The sequence below is a fragment of the Burkholderia sp. YHN3-13 genome (genome assembly GCF_055810675.1).
In genome coordinates this window covers 519,864-543,069 of the sequence record NZ_JBVVNQ010000003.1, presented here as the reverse complement: position 1 = coordinate 543,069, position 23,206 = coordinate 519,864, and the positions used below count along the sequence as shown (strand labels likewise).

Annotated in this window: 23 protein-coding genes and 1 pseudogene; 14 read left to right on the top strand and 10 right to left on the bottom strand. The window is 67.9% G+C overall.

Features of this window, described 5'->3' with window-relative positions:
* Positions 1-7 precede the first annotated feature (7 nt).
* Positions 8-781, top strand: coding sequence for a TetR/AcrR family transcriptional regulator (locus tag AC0KUR_RS10720; RefSeq protein ID WP_049036729.1), 774 nt, complete (start codon positions 8-10; stop codon positions 779-781).
* A gap of 184 nt (positions 782-965) precedes the next feature.
* Positions 966-1,100 (top strand): annotated as a pseudogene (locus tag AC0KUR_RS10715) (IS256 family transposase); the annotation flags it as partial.
* Between the two features lie 19 nt (positions 1,101-1,119).
* Here AC0KUR_RS10715 and AC0KUR_RS10710 read toward each other — a convergent pair.
* Together AC0KUR_RS10710 and AC0KUR_RS10705 are read right to left on the bottom strand one after the other, a co-directional pair.
* Positions 1,120-1,965 carry a lysozyme inhibitor LprI family protein gene (locus tag AC0KUR_RS10710; RefSeq protein ID WP_051701120.1) on the bottom strand — a complete coding sequence of 282 codons (846 nt, stop codon included), beginning with the start codon at positions 1,963-1,965 and terminating at the stop codon, positions 1,120-1,122.
* Positions 1,966-2,030: 65 nt separating this feature from the next.
* Positions 2,031-3,011, bottom strand: a complete 981-nt coding sequence (locus tag AC0KUR_RS10705) for a bifunctional helix-turn-helix transcriptional regulator/GNAT family N-acetyltransferase (protein ID WP_124608672.1) — start codon at positions 3,009-3,011, stop codon at positions 2,031-2,033.
* Positions 3,012-3,208: 197 nt separating this feature from the next.
* Between AC0KUR_RS10705 and AC0KUR_RS10700 the strand changes: the two genes are divergently transcribed.
* Positions 3,209-3,583: a hypothetical protein gene (locus tag AC0KUR_RS10700; RefSeq protein ID WP_059562355.1), complete on the top strand. Its 375-nt coding sequence runs from the start codon at positions 3,209-3,211 to the stop codon at positions 3,581-3,583.
* Between the two features lie 38 nt (positions 3,584-3,621).
* Here the strand turns inward: AC0KUR_RS10700 and AC0KUR_RS10695 are convergent, their stop codons facing one another.
* The 6 genes from AC0KUR_RS10695 to AC0KUR_RS10670 form a co-directional block, all read right to left on the bottom strand.
* Positions 3,622-4,389 (bottom strand): DUF169 domain-containing protein, encoded by a 768-nt coding sequence (locus AC0KUR_RS10695; protein ID WP_059562358.1) that lies wholly within the window; start codon positions 4,387-4,389, stop codon positions 3,622-3,624.
* A gap of 70 nt (positions 4,390-4,459) precedes the next feature.
* On the bottom strand, positions 4,460-4,681 hold the full coding sequence (locus tag AC0KUR_RS10690) for a PEP-utilizing enzyme (protein ID WP_049036721.1): 222 nt from the start codon (positions 4,679-4,681) through the stop codon (positions 4,460-4,462).
* A gap of 34 nt (positions 4,682-4,715) precedes the next feature.
* Complete coding sequence (locus tag AC0KUR_RS10685; protein WP_059562369.1) at positions 4,716-5,891, bottom strand: osmoprotectant ABC transporter ATP-binding protein OsmV; 1,176 nt, start codon at positions 5,889-5,891, stop codon at positions 4,716-4,718.
* A complete protein-coding gene (locus tag AC0KUR_RS10680; protein WP_049036718.1) occupies positions 5,888-6,541 on the bottom strand; it encodes an ABC transporter permease in 654 nt (217 codons plus the stop codon). The genes AC0KUR_RS10685 and AC0KUR_RS10680 overlap by 4 nt, the downstream gene beginning before the upstream one ends.
* Positions 6,542-6,551: 10 nt before the next feature.
* On the bottom strand, positions 6,552-7,457 hold the full coding sequence (locus AC0KUR_RS10675; protein WP_200086766.1) for a glycine betaine ABC transporter substrate-binding protein: 906 nt from the start codon (positions 7,455-7,457) through the stop codon (positions 6,552-6,554).
* The gene (locus AC0KUR_RS10670) at positions 7,454-8,170 is read right to left on the bottom strand and encodes an ABC transporter permease (protein WP_034191929.1); all 717 of its coding nucleotides are present in this window, start codon (positions 8,168-8,170) and stop codon (positions 7,454-7,456) included. Before AC0KUR_RS10670 ends, AC0KUR_RS10675 begins: the two co-directional genes overlap by 4 nt.
* Between AC0KUR_RS10670 and AC0KUR_RS10665 the strand changes: the two genes are divergently transcribed.
* Positions 8,169-8,354: a hypothetical protein gene (locus tag AC0KUR_RS10665; protein WP_034191928.1), complete on the top strand. Its 186-nt coding sequence runs from the start codon at positions 8,169-8,171 to the stop codon at positions 8,352-8,354. The genes AC0KUR_RS10670 and AC0KUR_RS10665 overlap by 2 nt on opposite strands.
* 365 nt (positions 8,355-8,719) lie before the next feature.
* Here the strand turns inward: AC0KUR_RS10665 and AC0KUR_RS10660 are convergent, their stop codons facing one another.
* The gene (locus tag AC0KUR_RS10660) at positions 8,720-9,814 is read right to left on the bottom strand and encodes an AraC family transcriptional regulator (RefSeq protein ID WP_226229236.1); all 1,095 of its coding nucleotides are present in this window, start codon (positions 9,812-9,814) and stop codon (positions 8,720-8,722) included.
* Positions 9,815-10,080: 266 nt separating this feature from the next.
* On the opposite strand from AC0KUR_RS10660, the gene AC0KUR_RS10655 reads away from it, so the two are divergent.
* From AC0KUR_RS10655 to AC0KUR_RS10645, 3 genes are read left to right on the top strand one after another with little or no spacing between them, the layout of a single operon-like run.
* The gene (locus AC0KUR_RS10655) at positions 10,081-11,472 is read left to right on the top strand and encodes an APC family permease (protein ID WP_473375906.1); all 1,392 of its coding nucleotides are present in this window, start codon (positions 10,081-10,083) and stop codon (positions 11,470-11,472) included.
* A gap of 50 nt (positions 11,473-11,522) precedes the next feature.
* Positions 11,523-12,920, top strand: coding sequence for an aspartate aminotransferase family protein (locus AC0KUR_RS10650; RefSeq protein ID WP_034191925.1), 1,398 nt, complete (start codon positions 11,523-11,525; stop codon positions 12,918-12,920).
* Positions 12,921-12,953: 33 nt separating this feature from the next.
* Entirely contained in the window at positions 12,954-14,390 is a 1,437-nt protein-coding gene (locus AC0KUR_RS10645) for an aldehyde dehydrogenase family protein (RefSeq protein WP_473375857.1), read from the top strand.
* A 171-nt stretch (positions 14,391-14,561) separates the two neighbouring features.
* Here AC0KUR_RS10645 and AC0KUR_RS10640 read toward each other — a convergent pair whose 3' ends face one another.
* The gene (locus AC0KUR_RS10640) at positions 14,562-15,416 is read right to left on the bottom strand and encodes a FadR/GntR family transcriptional regulator (RefSeq protein WP_034192037.1); all 855 of its coding nucleotides are present in this window, start codon (positions 15,414-15,416) and stop codon (positions 14,562-14,564) included.
* Between the two features lie 226 nt (positions 15,417-15,642).
* Here AC0KUR_RS10640 and AC0KUR_RS10635 point away from each other — a divergent pair, with 226 nt between their 5' ends.
* The 7 genes from AC0KUR_RS10635 (at position 15,643) to AC0KUR_RS10605 (ending at position 23,098) form a co-directional block, all read left to right on the top strand.
* The gene (locus tag AC0KUR_RS10635; protein ID WP_034191923.1) at positions 15,643-16,851 is read left to right on the top strand and encodes an ABC transporter substrate-binding protein; all 1,209 of its coding nucleotides are present in this window, start codon (positions 15,643-15,645) and stop codon (positions 16,849-16,851) included.
* Positions 16,852-16,921: 70 nt separating this feature from the next.
* Positions 16,922-17,782 carry a branched-chain amino acid ABC transporter permease gene (locus AC0KUR_RS10630; RefSeq protein ID WP_034191922.1) on the top strand — a complete coding sequence of 287 codons (861 nt, stop codon included), beginning with the start codon at positions 16,922-16,924 and terminating at the stop codon, positions 17,780-17,782.
* Positions 17,779-18,822, top strand: a complete 1,044-nt coding sequence (locus tag AC0KUR_RS10625) for a branched-chain amino acid ABC transporter permease (RefSeq protein ID WP_034191921.1) — start codon at positions 17,779-17,781, stop codon at positions 18,820-18,822. The genes AC0KUR_RS10630 and AC0KUR_RS10625 overlap by 4 nt, the downstream gene beginning before the upstream one ends.
* Positions 18,819-19,586 carry an ABC transporter ATP-binding protein gene (locus AC0KUR_RS10620; RefSeq protein WP_049034556.1) on the top strand — a complete coding sequence of 256 codons (768 nt, stop codon included), beginning with the start codon at positions 18,819-18,821 and terminating at the stop codon, positions 19,584-19,586. The genes AC0KUR_RS10625 and AC0KUR_RS10620 overlap by 4 nt, the downstream gene beginning before the upstream one ends.
* The gene (locus AC0KUR_RS10615) at positions 19,583-20,284 is read left to right on the top strand and encodes an ABC transporter ATP-binding protein (protein ID WP_059562383.1); all 702 of its coding nucleotides are present in this window, start codon (positions 19,583-19,585) and stop codon (positions 20,282-20,284) included. Before AC0KUR_RS10620 ends, AC0KUR_RS10615 begins: the two co-directional genes overlap by 4 nt.
* A 34-nt stretch (positions 20,285-20,318) precedes the next feature.
* Positions 20,319-21,599, top strand: coding sequence for a Zn-dependent hydrolase (locus AC0KUR_RS10610; protein WP_034192036.1), 1,281 nt, complete (start codon positions 20,319-20,321; stop codon positions 21,597-21,599).
* Positions 21,596-23,098 carry a M81 family metallopeptidase gene (locus tag AC0KUR_RS10605; protein ID WP_034191918.1) on the top strand — a complete coding sequence of 501 codons (1,503 nt, stop codon included), beginning with the start codon at positions 21,596-21,598 and terminating at the stop codon, positions 23,096-23,098. The genes AC0KUR_RS10610 and AC0KUR_RS10605 overlap by 4 nt, the downstream gene beginning before the upstream one ends.
* The last annotated feature ends 108 nt before the right edge of the window (positions 23,099-23,206 follow it).

The window sequence follows — 23,206 nt, the reverse complement described above, 5'->3', positions numbered from 1 at the left end:
CACGCCGATGCCCAGCACTTCTTCCCGTCGCACCAGAACACCGTCGCCGGCCGTCTCGAACGGGCAAGCGCCGTCAGGCCCCGAGGTTCGCGAGCCTCGAGGCGCGCGTCGAAAGCGCGAGACGCGGGCGCGCCTGCTGGATGCCGCCTTCGTACTCATGGCGCAAAAGGGGATGGAAGGCGTCGCGATCAATGAAATTACGGAAGCCGCGGACGTGGGGTTCGGCTCGTTCTATAACCACTTCGAATCGAAAGAAGCGATTCATGCCGCGGTTCTGGAAATCGTGTTCGAGGAGTTCGCGGATACCCTGGACCGCATCGCCGCCAACCTCACCGACCCTGCCGAGATCATTTCGGTGTCGTTGCGTCATACTTTGCTGCGAGCCAGAGGTGAACCGGTTTGGGGACAATTTCTCCTCCGCGAAGGGCTGTCGATGCGAGCACTCAGCCGCGGCCTCGGACCTCGGTTGTTGAGGGATATCCAGAAAGGGATCCTCGCCGGGAGATTCTCGGCAAATGACCCGCTGATGAGCGTTGTCACGGTCGGCGGCGCGGTACTGACCGCCATTGCAATCGAATTACGATTCGATGCAGACGAGAAGCCCGTCACCGACATGTTGAACATGATCGGGTACAGTCAGAACGGCTTTGCCGAGCGCGCAGCGTCATCCCTTTTGCAGACGCTCGGTGTGCCGCGAACTGAAGCGATGGAGATTGCGAATCGTCCCTTGCCGCCCGCTGTGACGTCAGCGCCCCAGGCATCGCCAGCGCGTGAGCTGTGAGCGTGAAGGGGGTGTTTCTCGACGCAGGAGGTCTGGCCGTCGGCACAACGCTGCCGATGGGGGCGAGTGATTTCGTGAAGTTGGTGGAGCGGGTTGGGGAGCGGTAGGGACGCGGTGCTGACTTTTCGGGGCCGATCGCGATGAACGAGCGCCACCGGGGTGATCCCGGTATCGGTGGCGCTCATTGAATAAGCCTCGTCAACCGAAGACCCCGCCGGTTGAGCTACCGGCCATTCCCGCTGAACTGCCCGAGCAATTCGGCAGCGACCCGATGACGGCCGAAGCCCTCCATGCCGCGACGCTGGCGCTGAAGAACGCGGCGGCTGTGCACCGCCGCCTCAATCGGCGCCGATCTTGTCTTCGGCGTACACGAGTTGCTGCAGGCGCGCGGCGGCTTCATCGCGCATCTCGATCGAAACCTGCGGCGGCACGCCGGAAACATCCGCTGGCGCGTAAAGCGCGCCGATCAGCGGCGGCTGGGCGGCGATGAACGCGCGCCATTTCTGCGACGACGCGCGCATCGCTTCGCGCGATGCACGCGGCAGGCGGCGTTCGATCGCGGCCGTCACGTCGTCGATATCCTGCAGGTACAGCGGCGCGGCCTGCGCCGCGCAGCGGCCCTTTGCGTCGAGATCGGCGAGCGCCGCGCAGTGCGCCCGTTCGAAGCGTGCGCCGCGTCGCGGTACGGCGTCGACGCGTTCGGGACGGTCGTCCGTCGCGGGCGGCAGGCGTGTGGCCAGACTGAAGCCGTGCGCCGCGCGATCCGCTTCGAACCGTTGCAGCGACAGCGCGCGCTGCCGTGTCAGTTCCATCACGTCATTTGCATTCATCGGCGCGTAGATCGTGCCGCGTGTCGTCGCGTAGACGGCGCCGATCAGCTTCAGGTCGGCATCCCGGCGCGCGAGCCACGCGCGTTGGGCGCGCAGCAGCGCGGGTCGGTCCGCCGCCGGCAGCGATGCCTGCAGCGCGCGATAGCTCGCATTGAGCCGTGCGTCCCATGCGCGACCCGCGTCGACGACGCATTCGTCCTGGCCTGCCGTCGACGCATGTTCGGGATCGTTCAGGCACTGCGTCATCGTCCGGTCGATCGGATCGATGACGGTCGCGGCGTCGGGTTGCGCGGCAACGGCGGCAGGCGCGGTGACGACCGCGCAAAGCGCGAGGGCCGCGAGACGTTCGAGCATGGGCAGCGTCCTTTGTCGTGGTGAGCGTGATGACGCCCTTCAGCGTGAATCGGGTGCGTCGAACGTCAGCTGCCGGCGGGCCCCGGCCGGCTGAACCGCTGCTCGACGACCTCGGTGCCCCAGTGCGTGCCCGCGGACTCGTGGGTCAGCGTGAAGCCGAACGCGTCGTACAGGTGGCGTGCCGAATCCAGTCCCTTGAAGGTCCACAGGTAGGTCTCGCGAAACCGGTGCTCGTCGACGAAGCGCATCGCCAGCGTCATCATCTGGCGCCCGATGCCGGACCCGCGCAACGCGTCGTTCACGATGAACCAGCGCAGGTGCGCGACGCCGGTCGCCGGATCGCCGTCGATCGCGAGCGACGCGAGCGTCCGCCCGTCTTCCTGGCAGAGCCACAGTGCCTTGCCGACGGCCGGCAACGTGCCCGCGAACTCGGCCAGCTCGGTCGCCACCCGCTTTTCGAAAAAGACGCCGAACCCCCAGTGCTCCGCATAGAAGCGTGCATGCAGGCTCGCGATGTCGCCGATACAACCCGGTTGGTAGCCTTCGCGGATCGGCGGCGCATCGAGGGTCGTCGCGGGCGCCCTGGCGGCGTTGTCTTGCGCGAGGGCATCGGCATACAGCGCGAGGGCGCGCAGCAACGCCTGCTGGTCGGCGGGAATCATGCGACGCAACGCATTCGACACCTGGTCGGTCGCGAACGTGTCGATTCGTTTCTGCAGCTTTTTTCCTTCGGCGGTCAGGTACAGCTCGATCGCCCGCGCGTCCTCGCTCGATACGCGGCGCTCCACGACACCGGCCGCCTCGAGCCGTGCGAGTTGCCGGCTCGTGTTCGATTTGTCGAGCCGCAGGATGTTGCCGAGATCCTTCGCGTTGATGCCGGGCGCCATCCCGATCTCGAGGATCGCGTGAACGGCCGACGGCGCCCAGTCGCTGTCGGCGAGCGTCGCGCGCATGAAGCCGAGCTCGCGCACCAGTTTGCGGGAGAAGTCGCGCAATTCGAGGATGGTCGCGTCGCGAGGCTTCGCGGGCGCGTCGATGAGGTCCATGGTTTGCCCCAAATGGTTGCGTGTCGCAATCGATAATAGTTGCGGATCGCAACTTGTCAAGGCGAATGTGTGGCGCGCAGAAGTGGTATTGGCGCGGATGGCGGTGTGCCGGCACGTGGACGCATACTGCGCGTATCGGGCGACGGGCGAGCGCGTGCCCGGGCATCGATCCAGGTTCGCGGACCACGGAGGCCACCATGAACAAGCTGTTGCCGATGACGATCGGGTTGCTTGCCGGATGCGGCATCAGTACCGGGCCGCTCCATGCCGCCGGCGGCATGGATGCGCCGCCGTGCAGTGCCGCGCATGCGGCGGACCCGGGCGGGAACGCGGCGATGCCGGGCGCGTCGGTCCGCAGCTTCTCCACCGCCGGGTGTTCGGGCGCGGTGCTGCAGGGCGACCGCGCCACCGCGACGGTCAACGGCGACCGGATCGAACTGCGCGACGGCATCGTCTATGTGAACGGACGGTCGTACGGCGCCGTCACGCCTGCGCAGACGGTCGAATACGAGGCCGCGCGCGACAGGCGCACGTTGAAGGTCGACGGCAAGGTCCGTACGCCGCTGCGCTGAGTGCTGCTTCCAGCGCGCCGCAGCGGCGACGCGTCAAGTCACGTCGCTTTCGGGTAACTGACTTCCATGCCCGCGCGCACGTCTTGCTGGATGCCGTACTGCGCGAACGGATAGCGCAGCCCGTTGCGCGACAGCGCCTCCATTCCGGCAACGGCCTGTTCCAGCGCGTCGGGCGCCAGCGCCATCAGCATCTCGTCGTCGAGCACGCCGCCGTAGCGGCGTTCCGCGTAGCACGGAATCGACAGGCTCGGCTGCCCGGTCGACAGCGCGCGGCCCCACGAATCCGCGCATGCCGATTCGCCGACCACGCTCCAGTCGAAGCGCTTGTATCCGGACCATTGCAGCCCGTTGATGAAGTACATCATCGCGCCCGGCGTCGCGTAGAACAGCGCGATGTCGGGCACGATGCGCCCGGCCGCGAGCGGCGACACGACGAGCGCTTCGTACTGGCCGTCGGCCACGCAGTGCATCGCGGCCTGGTGCGCGCGCGAATCTTCCTGCGTCGCGTACCAGACGCCGGCCATCTGCTGGCCGGATGCCCACTCCGCGTCCTTCGCGTGACCGAGCCCGACGACCGACCGGCACTGCGCGCCGACGAGGTCGTCGGCCGTGATGCCGACCGTGAAGCCGAGCCGCGCCGTCTGCCCGACGATCTGGTCCAGCGAGTGAATCGCCTTCGGGCGGCGAATGCGCGGGACGGCTTCCATGTCCTCGCGCCGTTCGAACAGCTTCATCCCGAACGGGATGCTGCGCAGCTTGAGCAGCCGCTCGAGGTCCGCCGACAGTCCGGCAAGCGTTTCTTTCATGTGAGGTCTCCGGGATTCGCCGGACCAGTGTAGCGATCCGGGGTACCCCCTTCAACACGCCGCCGGCCGCTCAGTCGGCCAGCGTCAGCCGGCCGTCGCTGAGCCGCACTTCGCGTCCGATCCACGCCGCATCGACGCGCGGCAGCACGGCCGACGGCTTGCGCAGTTCGCGCAGCAGCGTTGCGCCGTGCGACAGCCGGCCGCCCATGCGCGCGATCACCGCGCGGGCGGCCTGGTACTGCGCATGCCGGCCCGGGTCGAGCGCGTCTTCGAGCAGGATGAACGGCGTCACGCCGATCGCGCACCGGCGTGACGAGGACGACGCATCAATGCGGCGCGGCCGCCTCAACCCGATCGACCGGGCTGCCCGGCGGCTGCCCCGTTTGCCGGCGCGATCGGCCCGAACTCAGGTACGCGGCGATCGAGTCCTGCGTGACCTCGCCGAGCCACACGCCGTCCGGGTCGAGCACGGGCATCCACGACACGCTGTACTGGTACATCTTCGACAGCACGATGCGCAGGTTGTCGTCGGCCGAGACACCGGCCGGGAACGGCGTCACGCGTTCGCCGCATGTGCCGCCGTCGCCGCGCGCCGCGCGGCGCGTCACGTAGCCGAGCGCGCGGCCCGCGTCGTCGAGCACGGTCAGGTAGCGGCAGTCGGCTTCGTCCATCACCGCGAGTGCGTGCGCGAGCGGCGTATCGACGCGCGCGGTGTCGGGTTGCGTGGCCGCGTCGCCGGCCTTCACGAGCAGCAGGCGCTTGAGCGTGCTGTCCTGGCCGACGAACTGCGCGACGAATTCGTCGCGCGGGCGTGCGAGCAGCGTGTCGGGGTGATCGTACTGAACGAGCTGGCCGCGCCGGAACACCGCGATGCGGTCACCCAGCTTGATCGCTTCGTCGATATCGTGGCTCACCATGATCACGGTCTTGTTCAGTTGCCGCTGCATCTGGAAGAACTCGTTCTGGATCGACTCGCGATTGATCGGATCGACCGCGCCGAACGGTTCGTCCATCAGCAGCACGGGCGGATCGGCGGCCAGCGCGCGAATCACGCCGATACGCTGCTGCTGCCCGCCCGACAGCTCGCGCGGATAGCGTTTCAGGTACAGCTTCGGATCGAGCGCGACCATCGACATCAGCTCGCGTGCGCGTTCGGCGCAGCGCTTCTTGTCCCAGCCGAGCAGGCGCGGCACGACGGTGATGTTCTCTTCGATCGTCATGTTCGGGAACAGCCCGATTTGCTGGATCACGTAGCCGATGTGGCGCCGCAGGTCGACTTCGTCGAGCTGCGCCGTATCTTCACCGTTGATGAGCACGCGGCCCGATGTCGCGGCGATCAGCCGGTTGATCATCTTGAGCGTGGTCGTCTTGCCGCAGCCCGACGGGCCGAGGAACACGCAGATTTCCCCCTCGGGCACCGACAGGCTCACGGAGTCGACCGCGCGTACGGTCTGGCCGTCCTTGCGCGTGAAGGTCTTGGTCAGTTGGTCGAGTTCGATCATGTCTTCTGCACTCCCTTCGGTGTCAATGCCCGCTGCAGCCTCTGCAGCAGCCGGTCGGCGACGATCGCGAGCAGGCTCACGAGCACCGCGCCCACCAGCAGTTTCATCATGCTGCTCTGTCCGATGGCGCGCAGGATCAGCGTGCCGAGCCCGCCCGCGCCCACCACGGCGGCGATCGTCATCACGCCGATGTTCATCACGACCGCGGTGCGCACGCCCGCGAGAATCACGGGCACCGCCAGCGGCAGCTCGACGAGACGCAGGCGCTGCCACGCGGTCATGCCGATGCCGGTGCCGGCTTCCTTGATGCCCGCATCCACGTTGCGCAGCGCGAGGTAGGTGTTGCGCATGATCGGCAGCAGCGAATAGAGGAACACGGCCGTGATCGCGGGCGCGGCGCCGATGCCCTGGCCGAAGCGCGAGAAGAACGGGATCATCAGGCCGAACAGCGCGATGGACGGCAGCGTGAGCACGATCGTGGCGATGCCGAGCAGCGGCCCGGCGAGCCATTCGTGGCGATTGATGAGGATGCCGAGCGGTACGCCCGCGACGATCGCGCAGCCCACGGCGATCGCGACGAGCCACATGTGTTGCAGCGTGAGCTGCAACAGCTCGGGCCAGCTCGAAGCGAGATAGTCGAATACGCTCATCGGGTCTCCTTCAAGGTAGCGGATGCGTGCGCAGGAACGCGTCGGCGACGTCACGCGGCGATTTGCCGTCGAGGTCGACGGCCTTGGCCATGGCCTGCATCGCGTCGTTGTCGAGCGCGGCGGACAGCGCGTTGAGCTGCGTCGCGAGTCCCGGATTGCGCTCGAGCGTGTCCTTGCGCACCACGGGCGTCGCGTTGTACGGCGGGAAGAAATGCCTGTCGTCCTCGAGCGGCACGATGCCGAAGCCCTTCACGCGGCCGTCGGTCGTGTAGACGAGGCCGATCTTCAGCTGGTTGTTGTGCAGCGCCGTGTAGACGAGCCCCGGGTCCATCTGCTTCAACTGCGCGCGGCTGAACTGCATGCCGTACGCGGCGAGCAGCGGCTTCAGGCCGTCCGGACGGTTCGCGAATTCCGCATCCATGCCGAACACGTAGTGCTTTGCGGCCGGATCGGTCTTCAGGTGCTCGGCGAGCTGCGACACGGTGCGGATGCCGGTGGCCTGCGCGAGCTGGCTCGGCAGGCCGATCGCGTAGGTGTCGTTGAGCGGCGACGCGTCGAGCCACACGAGCCCGCGCGGTACGTCGAGCGCCTTGACCCGCCGGTACATCTCCTCGGGCGAGAGCTTGTCCTGGATCTTGTTGTAGACGAGCGCGGCGGTGCCCGTGTAATCCCACATCAGGTCGAACTGGCCGTTTTCCAGCGCGCTGCGCGTGAGCGTGCTGCCGAGCCCCGCGCGGACTTCCACGTCGTAGCCGCGCGAGCGCAGGTATTGCGACGTGATTTCCGCGAGGACGTATTGCTCGGTGAAGTTCTTCGCGCCGAGCACGAGCCTGGCGGCGAATGCCGGTGTGCCGGCCGCCATGCACACGGCCAGGGCGGCGCACAGGCGGGCGATCGATCGAAGCGGGCGCATCATGCGGCACCTCCGTGGCGCGCGAGCCAGCGGCGGCTGCCGGTTGCGACGATGCCGTCCAGCACGAGCGCGAGGATCGCGGTGAGCGACGCGCCGAGCAGCAGCAGCGGCTGGTTGTCGAGATAGATGCCGGGGAAGATCAACGAGCCGAGGCTGTCCGCGCCGATCAGGTACGCGAGCGGCGCCGTGCCGACGTTGATCGCGAGCGCGGTGCGCACGCCGCCGACGATGATCGGCACCGCATGGGGCAGTTCGACGCGGGCGAGCGATTGCCAGCCCGTCATGCCGATGCCCTTGGCCGCTTCGCGCAGCGCGGCCGGCACGTTCTTCATGCCTTCATAGGCATTGCGCGTGATGGGCAGCAGCGATGCGAGGAACAGCGCGATGATCGCAGGTACGTCGCCGATGCCGAAGATGCCGAGCGCGATGGCCAGCACCGCGAGCGACGGGACCGTGTTGCCGATGTTGAAGACCTGCATGAAGCGCTCGGCCCGGTGCTGAAACCGCGGCCGGCTCAGCAGCACGCCGGCCGGTACGCCGACGACGATCGCGAGCGTCATCGAGTAGACGACCAGCAGCATGTGCTGGCCCGCGTAGTACGCGAGATCGTCCGCGCGCTGGCGGAACGTGTCGGCGCCGATGCCGCGCGCCAGCGCCCATCCGACCGCGATGATGGCTACCAGGCTGCCCACCAGCTGGACAGTGCGTCGAGTCATGAAGATACCCCTCCTCGATCCCGATGCGGCACGCGCGCAGGCACGCGCCGCGATGACGCCGGATGGCGTCGCGATGGAAGTTCGTGATCCCGGCATGGCCGCGATTGAACTGACGGAAACAGTGCTGCCGGCTGCACCGAAGTGCGGCTGGCGGTCGGGTGAACGCGATGTTGCGTTCGTCTGATTGTCAGGTTCAGCCCGGCGGCGCCGTAACGGCAAGGCGCGTTCGAGCAGGGCACCGTCCTGCGAAGACGGCATGGATGCGGGCGGCTTGGCGCCGACCGCTGGGGCCGGTGGCCCCTTTGACGTGGCGAAACGGATGCATGCGCAACAAAGTGCGAAATGACATCACGTTGCGCACGAGATCATGCGTTTTGTGATGAAGTTGGAGCGAGTATAGAGCAATCGAATGAGCGCGTCCAGCTTGGGCACGGCACGCGGTCGTGCGGCGGCGTCGAGCCGGACGCCGCCGGCGGCTTTCGTGGAAATGATTCGAATTCCAAACTAACAGGCGGGGGCGCCGTTCGGAATCGGCGTGCGCGATCGACGTTACATGTCGATACCGGCGTCCGCGCGCGGCGTCTTGCCGGTCCAGCGCCGGTACGCGTGTCGGAAGCTGCGCGGCTCGCTGTAGCCGAGCCGTTCGGCGATCACCGCGACCGTCAGCGTGTGGTCGTCGAGCATCCGCACGGCTTCGTCGTGACGGACTTCATCGAGCAGCGACTGGAACGTGATGCCGTCCTTGTCGAGCCGCCGGCGCAGCGTGCGCTCCGTCAGGTGCAGCGCATTCGCGAGCGCCGTCATCGACTTGAAACGCACGAGGTCGCGCGCCATCAGCTCCTTCGCCCGATCGGCGAAGCGCGTGCCGACCGACGCGGCCCACTGCCGTTCGAGCACCTCGCACTGGCCGTGCAGCGCATTGAAGCTGACTTCGTTCGCGAGACGCGGCGTTTCCGTGCCGTTCACCGACGTGAACACGAGACGGTTGTCGGCCGCATTGAACGCGACCGGGCAGCCGAAGTGGCGTGCGTAGTCGGCTGCATTGCGCGGCGTGCGGCGCGCGAGCTGCAACTGTTCCGGCCATACCGGCTTGCCGACGAGATCGGACACGATCAGCCGCAGGCTCGACAGGCACATGTCGACCTGGAATACCTCGAGATCGGGTTCGCCGTTGTAGCGGCTGATGGTCACGCTCATGCCACCGGCGTGCGCGTCGACGCGCACGTCGAAATACAGCCCCATGAACAGCGGGAACTGGCCCATGCAGCGGAACGCCTGCGTCACGGAGCCGCTGATCAGCATCGCGTAGCCGGCGAGACCGAGCGTCGATACGTGCAGCCGCGCGCCGATCGACAGCCCGATCGACGGTACGCCGCTGCAGCGCAGCAGGTTGCGGAAGCAGCGCTGCTCCTGGCCGCGATTCACGTGCAGGTTCGGCGACGCGACCTCGTCCGCGCCGAGCCCCGTGCCTTCGAGCAGCGCGGCGCCGTCGATGTGCCGCACGCGGCACTCGTCCAGCGCGACCGCGATCGCGTGAACGGTGGCCGGAATATCTTCCTGGCGTCCGGCCGGGCGGGCGAGGCCGAGCGATGTGCGCAGGCTGCGCTCGGCCCGGCTCTGGTTGCGTTGGGAGCGGCTGTCCATGGTGCCGATACGGTGACGGGCGGGTGACGGGCGTGCACGGAACATAGCCGGAATGTCCGAAAAATGCCAGTGCGGCACAGCAGCATGCATGGCCGGACGATGCAATGCGTGACGCTGTGTCCTGAAATATCCCCCTATTACGTCCGTATTTCTCATTCGTCCGGGATTTTTTGGCGCACCACACTTTCTTCCGATCGCGCGCCGCCGGCGGCGCCGGGCGATCGAGAGTTGAAGTCATGAACGCCACCCACCCACGTGAGGACAGCATGGACAACGACAGGTCAGGCCGAACCGTATCGGCCGCCGCGACGCACGACGTCGGCGCGAGCGCGCATCGAGGCGACCCGGACGAGCGCCGCACGCCGCGTCTGCTCGGCCTCTCGACGCTGGTGATCTTCGGCCTCGCGTACATGCTGCCGATGACGGTGTTCACGACCTACGGCCTCGTCACAAGCGAGACGAACGGGCATCTGACGGCCGCCTATGCGGTCACGCTGGTCGCGATGCTGTTCACCGCGCGCAGCTACGGCCACATGGCGCGGCTGATGCCGAGCGCCGGTTCCGCGTACACGTTCGCGAGCCGCAACTTCGGCACCTCGGCCGGCTTCATGGTCGGCTGGGCGTTGCTGATGGACTACCTGTTCATCCCGATGATCAGCTACCTCGCGATCGGCATCTACATGAAGCAGATTTTCCCCGGCGTGCCGGCCAGCGTATGGATCGTCGGCAGTATCGCGCTGGTCACCGGGCTGAATATCGTCGGGATCCGGCTCGTCAACCGCGTGAACCTGATCCTGATCGCGAGCCAGTTCGTGTTCATCGCGATCTTCGTCGTCGCGTCGGCGCGCGTCGCGGCCGGCGAAGGGCTGTCGATGACCGTCGCGTTGCCGTCGTCGGGCGACGCGCGCGCGATCTTCGCGGGCGCCGCGATCCTGTGTCTGTCGTTTCTCGGTTTCGATGCGGTGACCACGCTGTCGGAAGAGACGCGCGAGCCGCGGCGCACGGTGCCGCGCGCGATCCTGCTCTGCACGCTGGCGAGCGGCCTGCTGTTCATGCTGATCGCGTATGCCGGGCAAGTGGTGTTTCCCGACTGGCGTGCGTTCAAGGATCTCGACTCGGCCAGCCTCGAACTGATGCGGCGTATCGGCGGCGGCACGCTGTCGGCGTTCTTCGTCGCGGTGTACGTGGCGGGCTGCTTCGCGAGCGCGATGGCCGGGCAGGCGAGCGTGACGCGCGTGCTGTTCGCGATGGGCCGCGATCGCGTGCTGCCCGAATGCGTGTTCGGCCACCAGCATGCGCGGCTGCATACGCCGGTGCGCGCGACGCTCGCGGTCGGCGTCGTGTCGCTGTCCGCGCTGTTCGTCACGCTCGACCTCGCGTCGACGATGATCAGTTTCGGTGCGCTCGTCGCGTTCGCGGTCGTGAACCTGTGCGTGATGCGCAGCTACCTGGGCCAGCGCGGGCACCGTCATGTCGCGGGCTGGATCACGTTCGGCGCGATGCCGGCGATCGGCTTCGCGATGAATGTATGGCTCTGGTCGGGACTGTCGCGCCAGACGTTCTACGTCGGCTTCGGCTGGCTCGTGCTCGGCCTTTGCCAGCTCGTGTGGCTCACGCGCGGCTTCACGCGCCCGGCGCCGACGCTGTCGATGCATTGAATGACCGGCGGCATGTCGCCGGTTCTGAAACCCTGAAGGAGGAGTGACCCATGAACGCTGTTGACGTCAATCCCGGTGCGGACCTGCAGGCGCTCGGCAAGCGCCACCTGCTGATGCATTTCACGCATGCCGATGCGTACCGCGAGAACGCGCTCACCGTGTTCGACCGCGGCGAAGGCTGCTGGCTCGTCGATCGCCACGGCAAGCGTTATTTCGACGGGCTCGCCGGGCTGTACTGCGTGCAGGTCGGCTACAGCCACGGTGCGGAGATCGGCGATGCGATCCGCGAGCAGATGGTCCGGCTGCCGTTCGCGACCAACTGGGGTTATGGCCACGAACCGGCGATCCGGCTCGCGCACCAGCTCGCGGCGCTCGCGCCCGAGGGCCTGAACCGCGTGTTCTTCACGTCGAGCGGCTCGGAGTCGAACGAATCGGCGATCAAGCTGGTGCGCCAGTATCACCAGTCGCGCGGCGAACCGCAGCGGCGCAAGTTCATCGCGCGGCGCGTCGCGTATCACGGCACGTCGTTCGGCGCGCTCGCGCTGAACGGGATGACGAATTTCCGCAAGCACTTCGAACCGTTGATGTCGGGCGTGCGGCACGTGAGCAACACGAAGCGCTACGGCCGCCCGGCGGGCGAGACGGAAGCGCAGTTCACACGCCATCTGCTCGACGAGATCGAATCGCTGATCGTGCAGGAGGGGCCGGATACCGTCGCCGCGCTCGTCGTCGAGCCGCTGCAGAACGCGGGCGGCAGCCTGACGCCGCCGGCCGGCTATGCGGCCGGGCTGCGCGACATCTGCGACCGGCACGGCGTGCTGCTCGTCGCGGACGAGGTGATCTGCGGGTTCGGCCGGCTCGGCGAATACTTCGGGTCGGCGCGCTACGGGCTGAAGCCGGACATCATCACGTTCGCGAAAGGCATCGCGTCGGGCTACGTGCCGCTCGGCGGCGTGATCGCGAGCGACGCCGTGGTCGACACGGTGCTCGACGGGCCGCAGCAGATGTTCCTGCACGGCGCGACGTACGGCGGCCATCCGGTCGCCTGTACGGCCGCGCTCGCGAACCTCGCGATCATGGCGCGTGAAGGGGTGCTCGAGAACGTCCGCGACAACGAAGCCGTATTCCGCCAGACGCTCGACGGGCTGCTCGAACTGCCGTGCGTCGGCGACGTGCGCGGCGACGGCTACCACTACTCGCTCGAACTCGTGACGGACAAGGCCGCGCGCCGCTGGGCGGCCGGTATCAGCGCGCAGGCGTTCGTGTCGACGATGCTCGCGCCCGCGATCTTCGACGCGGGGCTGCTGTGCCGTGCGGGCGTCGATCACGAAGGCACGCCGATCGTGCAGTTCTCGCCGCCGCTCGTGATGTCGCGCGACGAGATCGTGTGGTTCGTCGCGCAGATCCGCGACATCCTCGCCGACACCCATGCCCGGGCGACGCGCTGAGCGCGGCGTCGTTCATTTCAGAAGGAGCAACCGATGCGAACGTCACAACAGTCCTATATCGACGGCCAGTGGCTCGATCCGGCCGACGCCCGGTCGATCGACGTGATCGATCCGGCCACCGCGCGGCCCTATGCGCAGCTCAGGATCGGCGCCGCGGCCGACGTCGATCGCGCGGTCGGCGCGGCGAAACGGGCCTTCGACACGTATTCGCGCTGGCCGGTGGACGAGCGTGTCGCGCTGTTGCGGCGCGTGCTCGAGATCTACCAGCGCCGCTACGAAGAGGTCGCACAGACGATCAGCCGGGAAATGGGCGCGCCGATCGCGTTTGCGCGCGCGGCGCAGGCCGCGGTCGGCACCGCGCACCTGGAACAGACGATCCGCGCGCTGCAGTCGTTCCGCTTCAGCACGCAGACCGGTTCGCTGCTGGTGTCGCACGAGCCGATCGGCGTGTGCGCGCTGATCACGCCGTGGAACTGGCCGATCAACCAGATCGTGTGCAAGGTCGCACCGGCGCTCGCCGCCGGCTGCACGATGGTGCTCAAGCCGAGCGAGGTCGCGCCGTTCAGCGCGATCCTGTTCGCGGAAATCCTGCACGAGGCAGGCGTGCCGCCCGGCGTGTTCAACCTCGTGCACGGCTACGGGCATGAAGTGGGCGATGCGTTGTCGCGACACCCGGATGTCGACATGGTGTCGTTCACGGGCTCGACGCGCGCGGGTGTCGAGGTCGCGAAGGCGGCCGCCGATACCGTGAAGCGCGTGCACCAGGAGCTCGGCAGCAAGAGCCCGAACCTGATCCTGCCGGATGCCGACATCGAGGATGCCGTCACGCGCGGCGCGCGCAGCTGCTTCAGCAACAGCGGCCAGTCGTGCAATGCGCCGACGCGCATGCTCGTGCATGCGGATCACCTGGCGCTGGCCGAGCAGGCGGCGCGGCGCGAAGCGGAGCGTACCGTCGTCGGCGATCCGCGTTCGACGGAAACGGGCATCGGCCCGGTCGTCAGCCGCACGCAGTTCGACCGCATCCAGCACTTCATCCGGCTCGGGATCGACGAAGGCGCGACGCTCGTCGCCGGCGGTCCCGGCCGGCCGGAAGGGTTAGGCGACGGCTTCTACGTGCGGCCGACGGTATTCTCGAACGTCACGCCGGACATGACGATCGCGACCGAGGAAATCTTCGGGCCGGTGCTGTCGATCATGACCTACCGGACCGAGGAAGAAGCGATCGCGCTCGCGAACGATTCGGTGTACGGGCTCGCGGCCTACGTGCAGTCGAAGGATCTCGAGCGCGCACGTCGCGTCGCGGCGAGGTTGCGGGTCGGCAACGTTCACATCAACTACCCGGCGTGGAATCCGGCCGCGCCGTTCGGCGGTTACAAGCGTTCGGGCAACGGGCGCGAGTATGCGGAGTTCGGCCTCGTCGAGTATCTGGAAACGAAGGGGACGACGGGGTACACGGACGGCAGCGCGTGATGATGCCCTGATCGCCCTGGGGACCGGGGCGGCGAACCGGTTCCCGCCGATGGCGGCGCCTCGCCTGGCGTTCGATCGGAACGGCACGTGGCCGCCCGCCGCGGGTGCGGCAGCAGTCCCCGGGCCGCCACGAAGCGGTCGGCCTTGATTCCACGCCGCGTGTGCCGCCGCTCAGCGGTCTTCGGGATCGGCCACGGCCGCATCGGCGCCCGCAACGGGAGCGGCGGCGCGCCGGCGAATCTCGGAATCGAGGATCAACCGCCCGCGCAGCTTGCCCTTCATCCGCTTCACATGCTTGGGCGCCTCGGTCATGTGCTCGACCATCAGCGCGCGGACGCGCTCGACGTCGCGCTCGCGCGCGGCCTGCAGGATCGCCTTGTGAATCGACACGTTCGCCTCGCCGAAGCGCTTGTGCTCGACGAGCGGCGTATCGTTCCGGAACTCGATCAACTGCCGGATCATCTCGTTGATCAGTTCGCAGCTGAAGCGCAGGAACGGATTCGGATTCGCGGCCGCAAGGATGTCGTGGAACGTCGTGTCCTCCTGCCGCTGGCGCAGCATGTGGCCGCGATCGTGCACGCCCGAGCCGCCGTCGCAGCACGCGATGTTCGCTTCCAGCGCCGCGAAGTCGCGCTCCGTCAGGTGCGGTACGGCGCCGGCGGCCAGCTCGGGTTCGAGCAGCTTGCGCACCGTATAGATGTCGTCGATCGACACGTCCTTGAAGAACAGGTAGTTCTGCAGGAGCTGCAGCGTGCGGTCGAGCGGCACCTCGACGACCATCCCGCCGCCCGACGGCCCCGTCGTGACCTTGATGAGCCCCTGCACCTCGAGCGACTTCAGCGCCTCGCGGATCGTGCTCTTGCTCACCGCATAGAGCTGCTGCAGCTCGGCCTCGCGCGGCAGGCGGTCACCGGGCTTCAGGTCCTTCTCGGTGATCAGCCGCTTGATCTCCTCGGCGACGAGATCGGCCCGCTTCGGCTGCTTGATTTCGACCGCGAGGCCCGCCCTGGCTCGGTCCATGACCATCTTCACGACTCCTTTGTCTGACTGCGCGCCGCGTCATCGTCGACGATCGGTCCCGGCGCGGGTACGGAATTTTGCCTGATTGACACCAATTTTGATCAACTCTAGCATCAGGTTCATTCTATTTATCATGATAAATAGGATCAACCGGCGACGCGCATCCTGCAGGGCGTGGGTACGGTTTGGCAGTCGGTCGCATCGTGTGTCCCCCTTTATCAGGAGCGTCAACTTGAATCGCCGAGAACTGTTGAAACTGGCCGCGCTGTCGGCCGTGCCGGGCGCGCTCGGCAGCATGTCGTCCCGTGTCGCGTTCGCGCAGGGCTCGCCCATCCAGCTTGCGTGCCCGGTGCCGATGTCCGGCCCGTTCGCGGCCAACGGCAAGTACGCCGATCTCGGCATGCAACTGGCCGTCAAGCAATACGGCAAGGTGCTCGGCGCGCCGCTCGCCTATACGTCGCTCGACACCGAGGGCAAGCCCGCGACCGCCGTGCGGCGCGTGCAGGAGATCGCGCAGCAGAAGGGCGTGCGTTTCTTCGCGGGTGGCATCCTGTCGTCCGAATCGCTGGCGATGGGCAAGGAAGTCCAGAAGGCGGGCGGCGTGTTCATCACGACGGCCGGCGCGGACGAGATCACCGGCAAGGATTGCAACGCGGCGACCTTCCGCTGGTCGGTGCCGACCTTCGGCGCGATCGAGCAGACGGTGCGCCCGCTGGTCCAGATGCTGCCGAAGGCGAAGCGCTGGTACACGATCACGCCGCAATACGTGTTCGGCGACGGCCTGCTGTCGGCCGCGAAGGCGATCTTCAAGGAGAAAGGCATCGAGCACGTCGGCAACAGCTACCACTCGCTCGCCGAAAAGGAGTTCAGCGGTTATCTGACGAATGCGGCGGCCGCGCAGCCCGACGTGCTGCTGATCCTGAACTTCGGCTCGCAATCGTCGGACACGCTGCGCCAGGCCGTCAGCTTCGGGATGAAGCGCAACTGCACGATCCTGCTCGCGTGGGCATCGGGCCTCGAGCAGTTCGAGGCGCTCGGTCCGGACATCTGCGACGGCGTGTATTTCGGCGCGCAGTACTGGCACGGCATCGATGCGCCGCTGAACCGCGATCTCGTGAAGCGCGCGAATGACGCGTTCAAGGCGAACCCGAACTACAGCCTCGCGGGTTCGTACATCTGCACGAAGATCCTGATCGACGCGATGGTGAAGGCCGGCAGCGCCGATCCGAAGAAGGTCGTCGCGGCGATGGAAGGGATGAAGTACGACGGCCTCACGGGGCCGGAGGAAATCCGCAAGGGCGATCACCAGGTCCTGAAGAACTACTACCTGCTGAAAGGCAAGCCGAAGAGCCGGATGAAGAACGCGGACGACTATGCCGACATCGTCAGCTCGGGCCAGTCGTTCCTGCCGGTCGACAAGACGGGCTGCAAGCTCGCGTGACGCAGTGCATGCGTTCGCGGCGCCTCGTGTGCCGCGGGCGTCCGTTACCTTCCTTTCCGACACGGAAGCCATGAACGTCTATCTGCTGCAGATCGTCAACGGCATCGGCGTGGGCATGCTGTATTTCCTGCTCGCCGTCGGCCTGTCGATCGTGTTCGGCCTGCTGCGCTTCGTGAATTTCGCTCACGGCGCGTTCTACCTGCTCGGTGCGTATCTCTGCTACCAGGCGCTGCAATGGTCGGCGAATTTCTGGGTCGCGCTCGCGATCGTGCCGCTCGTCGTCGGCGCGTTCGCGTGGGGCGTCGAAAAACTCGTGCTGCGCCATGTGTACGCGCAGCAGCACGAATTCCACATCCTCGCGACCGTCGGGCTCGCGCTCGTGCTGCAGGAGTGCGCGATCCTCGCGTGGGGGCCGCTCGGCGACAACGTGCCGCCGCCCGACGCGCTGAACGGCGTCGTGATCTGGGGCGGCTTCGTCTATCCGAAGTACCGGCTGTTCGTGATCGGGTTCACGGCCGTGCTCGCCGCGTTGCTGTGGTGGGTGCTCGAAGGCACGCGGCTCGGCAGCACGGTGCGCGCGGGCAGCGAGTCGACGGAGATGGTGTCGCTGCTCGGCATCAACGTGACGCGCGTGTTCAGCCTCGTGTTCGCGCTCGGTGCGGCGACGGCCGCGCTGGCCGGCGTGCTCGCCGCACCGATCCGCGGCGTCGATCCGTTCATGGGTATCGAGGCGCTCGGCGTCGCGTTCGTCGTGGTCGTCGTCGGCGGGATGGGGAATTTTCTCGGCGCGCTGGTCGGCGGGCTGCTGGTCGGCATCGTGCAGAGCCTGATGAGCACGCTGTGGCCGGAAGGCGCGCGGTTGATGATTTATGTCGCGATGGCGGCCGTGCTGCTGTTGCGTCCGAACGGTTTGCTGGGGAGGGCCGCATGATCCAGTCGTCGAAACCGCTGCCGCCGGGCGCGGCGGCGTCGCAACGCCCGCAGCCGTGGCGCGGCATGCTGCAGCGGCCGGAAGGCTGGCTGGCGGTGATCGCCGCGTGCGTGCTGCCGCTCGTGTTGAGTTCGGGGTCGCTCGCGACCGAAGTGCTGGTGTTCGCGCTTGCCGCGCTCGGCTGCAACCTGCTGCTCGGCTATACGGGGCTGTTGTCGTTCGGGCAGGGCATCTTCTTCGGGCTCGGCAGTTACACGGCGGGGCTGGTGCTGACGCGCGGCGTCGAGTCGGTGACGGCCGCGCTGGCCGCGGCCGCGGTGCTCGGCGCCGTCGCGGCCGCGCTGGTCGGCTGGTTCTCGATCCGGCAGCGCGGCACCTATTTCGTGATGCTGACGCTTGCGTTCGGACAGTTGTTCTACTTCCTCGCGTATACGACGCCGGATGTGACGGGCGGCGACAACGGGCTGCTCGACATCCCGCGCCCCGCGCTGTCGGCGTTCGGGCATCCGCTCGTCGTGCTCGATTCGCCGTGGCGCTACTACGGTTTCGTCGCGGTGCTGTTCGTCGCGGTGTTCTGGCTGCTGCTGCGCGTGTCGCGCTCGGTGTTCGGCCGGACGCTGCTCGCGATTCGCGACAACGAGGCGCGCGCGGCGGCGGCCGGCTACGACGTGAAGCGCTTCAAGCTCGCGGCGTTCGTGATCTCGGGCGCGGTCACGGGCCTCGCGGGGGCGCTGCATGCATTGATGACGGGCATCGCGCCGCTGTCGAACATCGACTACCACACGAGCGAGGTGATCCTCGTGATGACGGTGATCGGCGGCACGGGCAACCTGTTCGCGTCGGTGCTCGGCGCGGCGTTCTACGTGTTGTTCGCGGACTGGCTGTCGACGTTGTGGCCGCGCTGGCTGCTGCTGCTCGGCCTCGTGCTGATCGCGGTCAGCCTGTTCATGCAGCGCGGGTTGTGGGGGCTCGGCGAACGCGTCATCGCATCGCTGCGGCGTAACGATCGCACTGCGGACACGGTCAAGGAGCAGCCATGAGCGAAGCGATTCTCGAAGCGCGCGGCGTCGTCAAGCGCTACGGCAAGTTCACCGCGCTGGGCGGGGTCGACCTGCGGATCATGCCGCGCACCGTGCATTCGGTGATCGGCCCGAACGGGGCAGGCAAGACGACGCTGTTCCATACGCTGACGGGCACGCTGCCGATCACGTCGGGCTCGATCCTGTTCGACGGTCACGACGTGTCGCGCGAACCCGATCACAAGCGCGTGCGGCGCGGGATTGCACGCTCGTTCCAGGTGACGAGCCTGTTTCCGAACCTGAGCGTGCGCGAGAACCTGCGGGTTGCCGCGCAGGGCGTCGATTCGCGTCGCGCGCTGAATCCGTGGGCGCCGCCGCGCGGTGCGCTCGCGCACGACGGCATCGTCGACGAGGTGCTCGAGCGGCTCGGCCTGCAGCGGTTCGCCGACACCGCGTCCGGCGTGCTGTCGCATGGCCAGCAGCGCAGGCTCGAGGTCGGCATGGCGCTGGCGGCGCGGCCGCGTGCGATTTTCCTCGACGAGCCGACGTCGGGCATGGGGATCGACGATCTCGACGACATGAAGGCACTGATCCGCGGCCTGCGCGACGACTACACGGTCGTGCTGATCGAACACAACATGGGCATCGTGATGGACATCTCGGACACGATCACGGTGATGCAGCAGGGGCGCGTCCTGGTCGAAGGCAAGCCCGATGCGATTCGCGGCGACGCGCGCGTGCGCAGCGCCTATCTCGGCAACATGATCACGGGAGGCCGCGCATGATGCTCGACGTGAAGGACGTGCACGCCTGCTACGGCAAGAGCCACGTGCTGCAGGGTATTTCGCTGAACGTCAATGAAGGCGAGACGGTGACGCTGCTCGGCCGCAACGGCGCGGGCAAGTCGACGACGCTCAAGACGATCGCGGGCGTCGTCGTGCCGACCGCCGGCACGGTGACGTTCGACGGCCGGCCGGTGTCCGGGCAGCCGGCGCACCGGATCGCCGCGCGCGGCCTGTGCTTCGTGCCCGAGCATCGCGGCATTTTCCGGCTGCTGTCGGTCGAGGAAAACCTGCGGCTCGGCGCGCGCCGCGATTCGCCGTGGCAGCTCGACGACATCTACCGGATCTTTCCGCGCCTGAAGGAGCGCCGCCGCAACGGCGGCGGGCAGTTGTCGGGCGGCGAGCAGCAGATGCTCGCGATCGGCCGCGCGCTGATGAATCATCCGCGGCTGCTGATGCTCGACGAGCCGGTCGAGGGGCTCGCCCCGGTGATCGTCGAGGAGATCGTCGAGCAGTTGAAGCAGATCAAGGCCGCTGGCGTCGCGATCCTGCTCGTCGAGCAGAACCTCGAAGTGTGCACGCAGCTCGCGGACCGCCACTTCGTGATCGAGCAGGGCGTGATCGTCTACGAAGGCAGCAATGCCGCGTTCGCGGCCGATCATGACGTGAAGGACCGGTACCTGGGCGTCGGCGTCGCATGAACGCCGTACCCTTTCAATGCGAGGAATGGCAACGATGCAAGTAGAGCATTTGACTCCGGGCGTCGCGGCGTCCGGCTTGCGCGTCGATGGCGCACGGCTGTGGGACAGCCTGATGCGGCTCGCGCGGATCGGCGCGACCGACAAGGGCGGCGTGTGCCGTCTCGCGCTCACCGAACTCGATCGCGATGCACGCGACCTGTTCGTCGCGTGGGCGAAGGAAATCGGCTGCACGGTGCGTGTCGACGCGATCGGCAATATCTTTGCGCGGCGGGCGGGCGAACGCGACGACCTGCCGCCCGTGGCCACGGGCAGTCATATCGACACGCAGCCGACGGGCGGCAAGTTCGACGGCAACTACGGCGTGCTTGCCGGCCTCGAGGTGCTGCGTACGCTCGATGACGCCGGCGTGCGTACGCGCGCGCCGCTCGAGGTGGCCGTCTGGACCAACGAGGAAGGTTCCCGTTTCGTTCCGGTGATGATGGGGTCCGGCGTGTTCTCGGGCGCATTCACGCTCGATCATGCACTCGTGCAATGCGACCGCGATGGCGTGTCGGTGCGCGATGCGCTGGCCGCGATCGGCTATGCGGGCGATGCGACCGGCGCGCATCCGGTCGGCGCGTATTTCGAAGCGCATATCGAGCAGGGGCCGGTGCTGGAGGCGCACGACACGACGATCGGCGTGGTCGAGGGCGCGCTCGGACAGCGCTGGTACGACGTGACCGTACACGGCATGGAAGCGCATGCGGGCCCGACGCCGATGGAGCTGCGGCGCGACGCGCTGCTGGTGGCGGCCGATCTCGTGCGTGCGGTGAACGGCATCGCGCGCGCGCATCCGCCGCACGGTCGCGGCACGGTCGGCTGGGTCGACGTGCATCCGAATTCGCGCAACGTGATTCCCGGCCGGGTGACGCTGACCGTCGACCTGCGCGCGGCCGACGACGCGACGCTGGCGGCGATGGATGCGGAACTGCGTGCGACATGCGCGGACCTGTACGCATCAACCGGCATGCGGATCGACGTCGAGCAGGTCGTGTACTTTCCGCCGCAGCCGTTCGACGCGGCGCTGGTCGAGCAGGTTCGCGCCGGTGCGAGCGCGCTCGGGCTGTCGTCGATGAACGTGATCAGCGGCGCGGGCCACGACGCCGTGTATCTCGCGCGTGTTGCGCCGACCGCGATGATCTTCGTGCCGTGCAAGGACGGGATCAGCCACAACGAGATCGAGGACGCCGATCCGGCGCATCTGGAAGCCGGCTGCAACGTGCTGCTGCAGGCGATGCTGGGCGCTGCCGGGATCGCGGAGGGCGCTGCGCGATGAAGATCCTGATCGCCCGGATGAACCACGAGACCAACACGTTCTCGCCGGTGCCGACGCCGCTCGCCGCATTCGGCCGCAACGGCCCCGACTGGGGCGACGACGCGTATCGTGCGAACCGCGGGATGCGCACCGCGATGGCCGCGTTCATCGACGCGGCCGCGCGCGAAGGCGCCGACATCGTGACGCCCGTGTCGGCGGCCGCGAACCCGAGCGGGCCGGTCGCGGCCGACGCGTATGCGGCGATCTGCGATGCGATCGTCGCGGCCGCGCCCGGTTGCGACGCGGTGATGCTCGACCTGCACGGTGCGATGGTCGCCGAGCAGAGCGCGGACGGCGAGGGCCACCTACTCGCGCGCGTGCGCGCGGCGCTGCCCGATGCGCCGATCGCGGTCGCGCTCGACCTGCATGCGAACGTCACGCAGAAGATGGTCGATCACGCGGACGTGATCGTCAGTTTCAAGACCTATCCGCACGTCGACATGTACGAGACCGGCGAGCATGCGGCACGGTTGCTGTTCGACCGGCTTCACGGCCGCGCGCGGCCCGTGCTCGCATGGCGGCAGCCGCCGCTGATGACGTCGACGCTGCGCAGCGCGAGCGCGGACGGCGCGATGCGGCGCGCGGTGGAGGCCGCGCGTGCGGCCGAAGCCGACGGGATGCTGGCGGTATCGGTGCTGCCCGGCTTTTCGCTCGCGGATATTCCCGCACCGTGCATCAGCGTCGTGGTGGTGGCCGACGGCGACCGTGCCGCGGCCGACGCGGTTGCCGAGCGCATCGCGCGGCAGATCTGGGACGCGCGCGACGAATTCGTCTATCGCAGCGCACCGCTTGCCGACTCGGTCGCGCAGGCCGCGGCGCTCGCGCGCGGCGCGGACCGCCCCGTGCTGTTGCTCGATCACGGCGACAACTGCATGTCGGGCGGCCCGTGCGACACGATGGACCTGCTCGAGGCCGCGCTCGCGCAGGGGCTCGACGGCATCGTCAGCGGGCCGTTGTGCGACCCCGAAGCCGTGGCGGCGCTGATCGACGCGGGCGTCGGCGCAACCGTCACGGTGCCGGTCGGCAACCGGCTGCCGTCGCACGGCGGCGTGCGGCGCGAGCCGTTCCGTGCGACGGGCGTCGTGCGCGCGATCACCGACGGCGAATACGTGATCACGGGGCCGACGTACACGGGGCAGCGCGCATACATGGGGCGGGCTGCCGTGCTCGACATCGGCGCGGCCACGCTCGTCGTCACCGAGCGTACGCAGGAGCCGTGGGATCTCGGCGTGTTCGAGAGCGTCGGCGTCGATCCGCGCCGGGCCCGCTTCCTGCTGCTGAAGTCGCGGATGTATTGCCGGCCGGTATTCGTGCCGATCGCGGCCGCGCTGGTCGAATGCGACAGCCGCGGCGTGACGGGCTCGGACTACGGGCTGTTCCGCTACGAGCGGCTCGCGCGGCCGGTGTATCCGCTCGACGACGTGGCACGATGGGAGTCGGGCGCGCGATCGGCTGCGTGACGGGCCGGGGCGCGAGACGCCGGATTCGCGCGCTTTCGGGCATCATGCGATGGCACCGGCCCGTCGAGCAGCAGGGCCGGGCAATCCATTGCGTCCGCAACCGATCCG

What these genes read in the sequence shown, in the direction of transcription:
- AC0KUR_RS10655 (WP_473375906.1), top strand. Translation starts at nt 10,081, where the DNA reads ATGGACAACGACAGGTCAGGCCGAACCGTATCGGCCGCCGCGACGCAC.
- AC0KUR_RS10605 (WP_034191918.1), top strand. Translation starts at nt 21,596, where the DNA reads ATGAAGATCCTGATCGCCCGGATGAACCACGAGACCAACACGTTCTCG.
- AC0KUR_RS10695 (WP_059562358.1), bottom strand. Translation starts at nt 4,389, where the DNA reads ATGAAAGAAACGCTTGCCGGACTGTCGGCGGACCTCGAGCGGCTGCTC.
- AC0KUR_RS10675 (WP_200086766.1), bottom strand. Translation starts at nt 7,457, where the DNA reads ATGATGCGCCCGCTTCGATCGATCGCCCGCCTGTGCGCCGCCCTGGCC.
- AC0KUR_RS10645 (WP_473375857.1), top strand. Translation starts at nt 12,954, where the DNA reads ATGCGAACGTCACAACAGTCCTATATCGACGGCCAGTGGCTCGATCCG.
- AC0KUR_RS10670 (WP_034191929.1), bottom strand. Translation starts at nt 8,170, where the DNA reads ATGACTCGACGCACTGTCCAGCTGGTGGGCAGCCTGGTAGCCATCATC.
- AC0KUR_RS10665 (WP_034191928.1), top strand. Translation starts at nt 8,169, where the DNA reads ATGAAGATACCCCTCCTCGATCCCGATGCGGCACGCGCGCAGGCACGC.
- AC0KUR_RS10700 (WP_059562355.1), top strand. Translation starts at nt 3,209, where the DNA reads ATGAACAAGCTGTTGCCGATGACGATCGGGTTGCTTGCCGGATGCGGC.
- AC0KUR_RS10625 (WP_034191921.1), top strand. Translation starts at nt 17,779, where the DNA reads ATGATCCAGTCGTCGAAACCGCTGCCGCCGGGCGCGGCGGCGTCGCAA.
- AC0KUR_RS10710 (WP_051701120.1), bottom strand. Translation starts at nt 1,965, where the DNA reads ATGCTCGAACGTCTCGCGGCCCTCGCGCTTTGCGCGGTCGTCACCGCG.
- AC0KUR_RS10680 (WP_049036718.1), bottom strand. Translation starts at nt 6,541, where the DNA reads ATGAGCGTATTCGACTATCTCGCTTCGAGCTGGCCCGAGCTGTTGCAG.
- AC0KUR_RS10610 (WP_034192036.1), top strand. Translation starts at nt 20,319, where the DNA reads ATGCAAGTAGAGCATTTGACTCCGGGCGTCGCGGCGTCCGGCTTGCGC.
- AC0KUR_RS10650 (WP_034191925.1), top strand. Translation starts at nt 11,523, where the DNA reads ATGAACGCTGTTGACGTCAATCCCGGTGCGGACCTGCAGGCGCTCGGC.
- AC0KUR_RS10720 (WP_049036729.1), top strand. Translation starts at nt 8, where the DNA reads ATGCCCAGCACTTCTTCCCGTCGCACCAGAACACCGTCGCCGGCCGTC.
- AC0KUR_RS10630 (WP_034191922.1), top strand. Translation starts at nt 16,922, where the DNA reads ATGAACGTCTATCTGCTGCAGATCGTCAACGGCATCGGCGTGGGCATG.
- AC0KUR_RS10615 (WP_059562383.1), top strand. Translation starts at nt 19,583, where the DNA reads ATGATGCTCGACGTGAAGGACGTGCACGCCTGCTACGGCAAGAGCCAC.
- AC0KUR_RS10660 (WP_226229236.1), bottom strand. Translation starts at nt 9,814, where the DNA reads ATGGACAGCCGCTCCCAACGCAACCAGAGCCGGGCCGAGCGCAGCCTG.
- AC0KUR_RS10705 (WP_124608672.1), bottom strand. Translation starts at nt 3,011, where the DNA reads ATGGACCTCATCGACGCGCCCGCGAAGCCTCGCGACGCGACCATCCTC.
- AC0KUR_RS10685 (WP_059562369.1), bottom strand. Translation starts at nt 5,891, where the DNA reads ATGATCGAACTCGACCAACTGACCAAGACCTTCACGCGCAAGGACGGC.
- AC0KUR_RS10640 (WP_034192037.1), bottom strand. Translation starts at nt 15,416, where the DNA reads ATGGTCATGGACCGAGCCAGGGCGGGCCTCGCGGTCGAAATCAAGCAG.
- AC0KUR_RS10620 (WP_049034556.1), top strand. Translation starts at nt 18,819, where the DNA reads ATGAGCGAAGCGATTCTCGAAGCGCGCGGCGTCGTCAAGCGCTACGGC.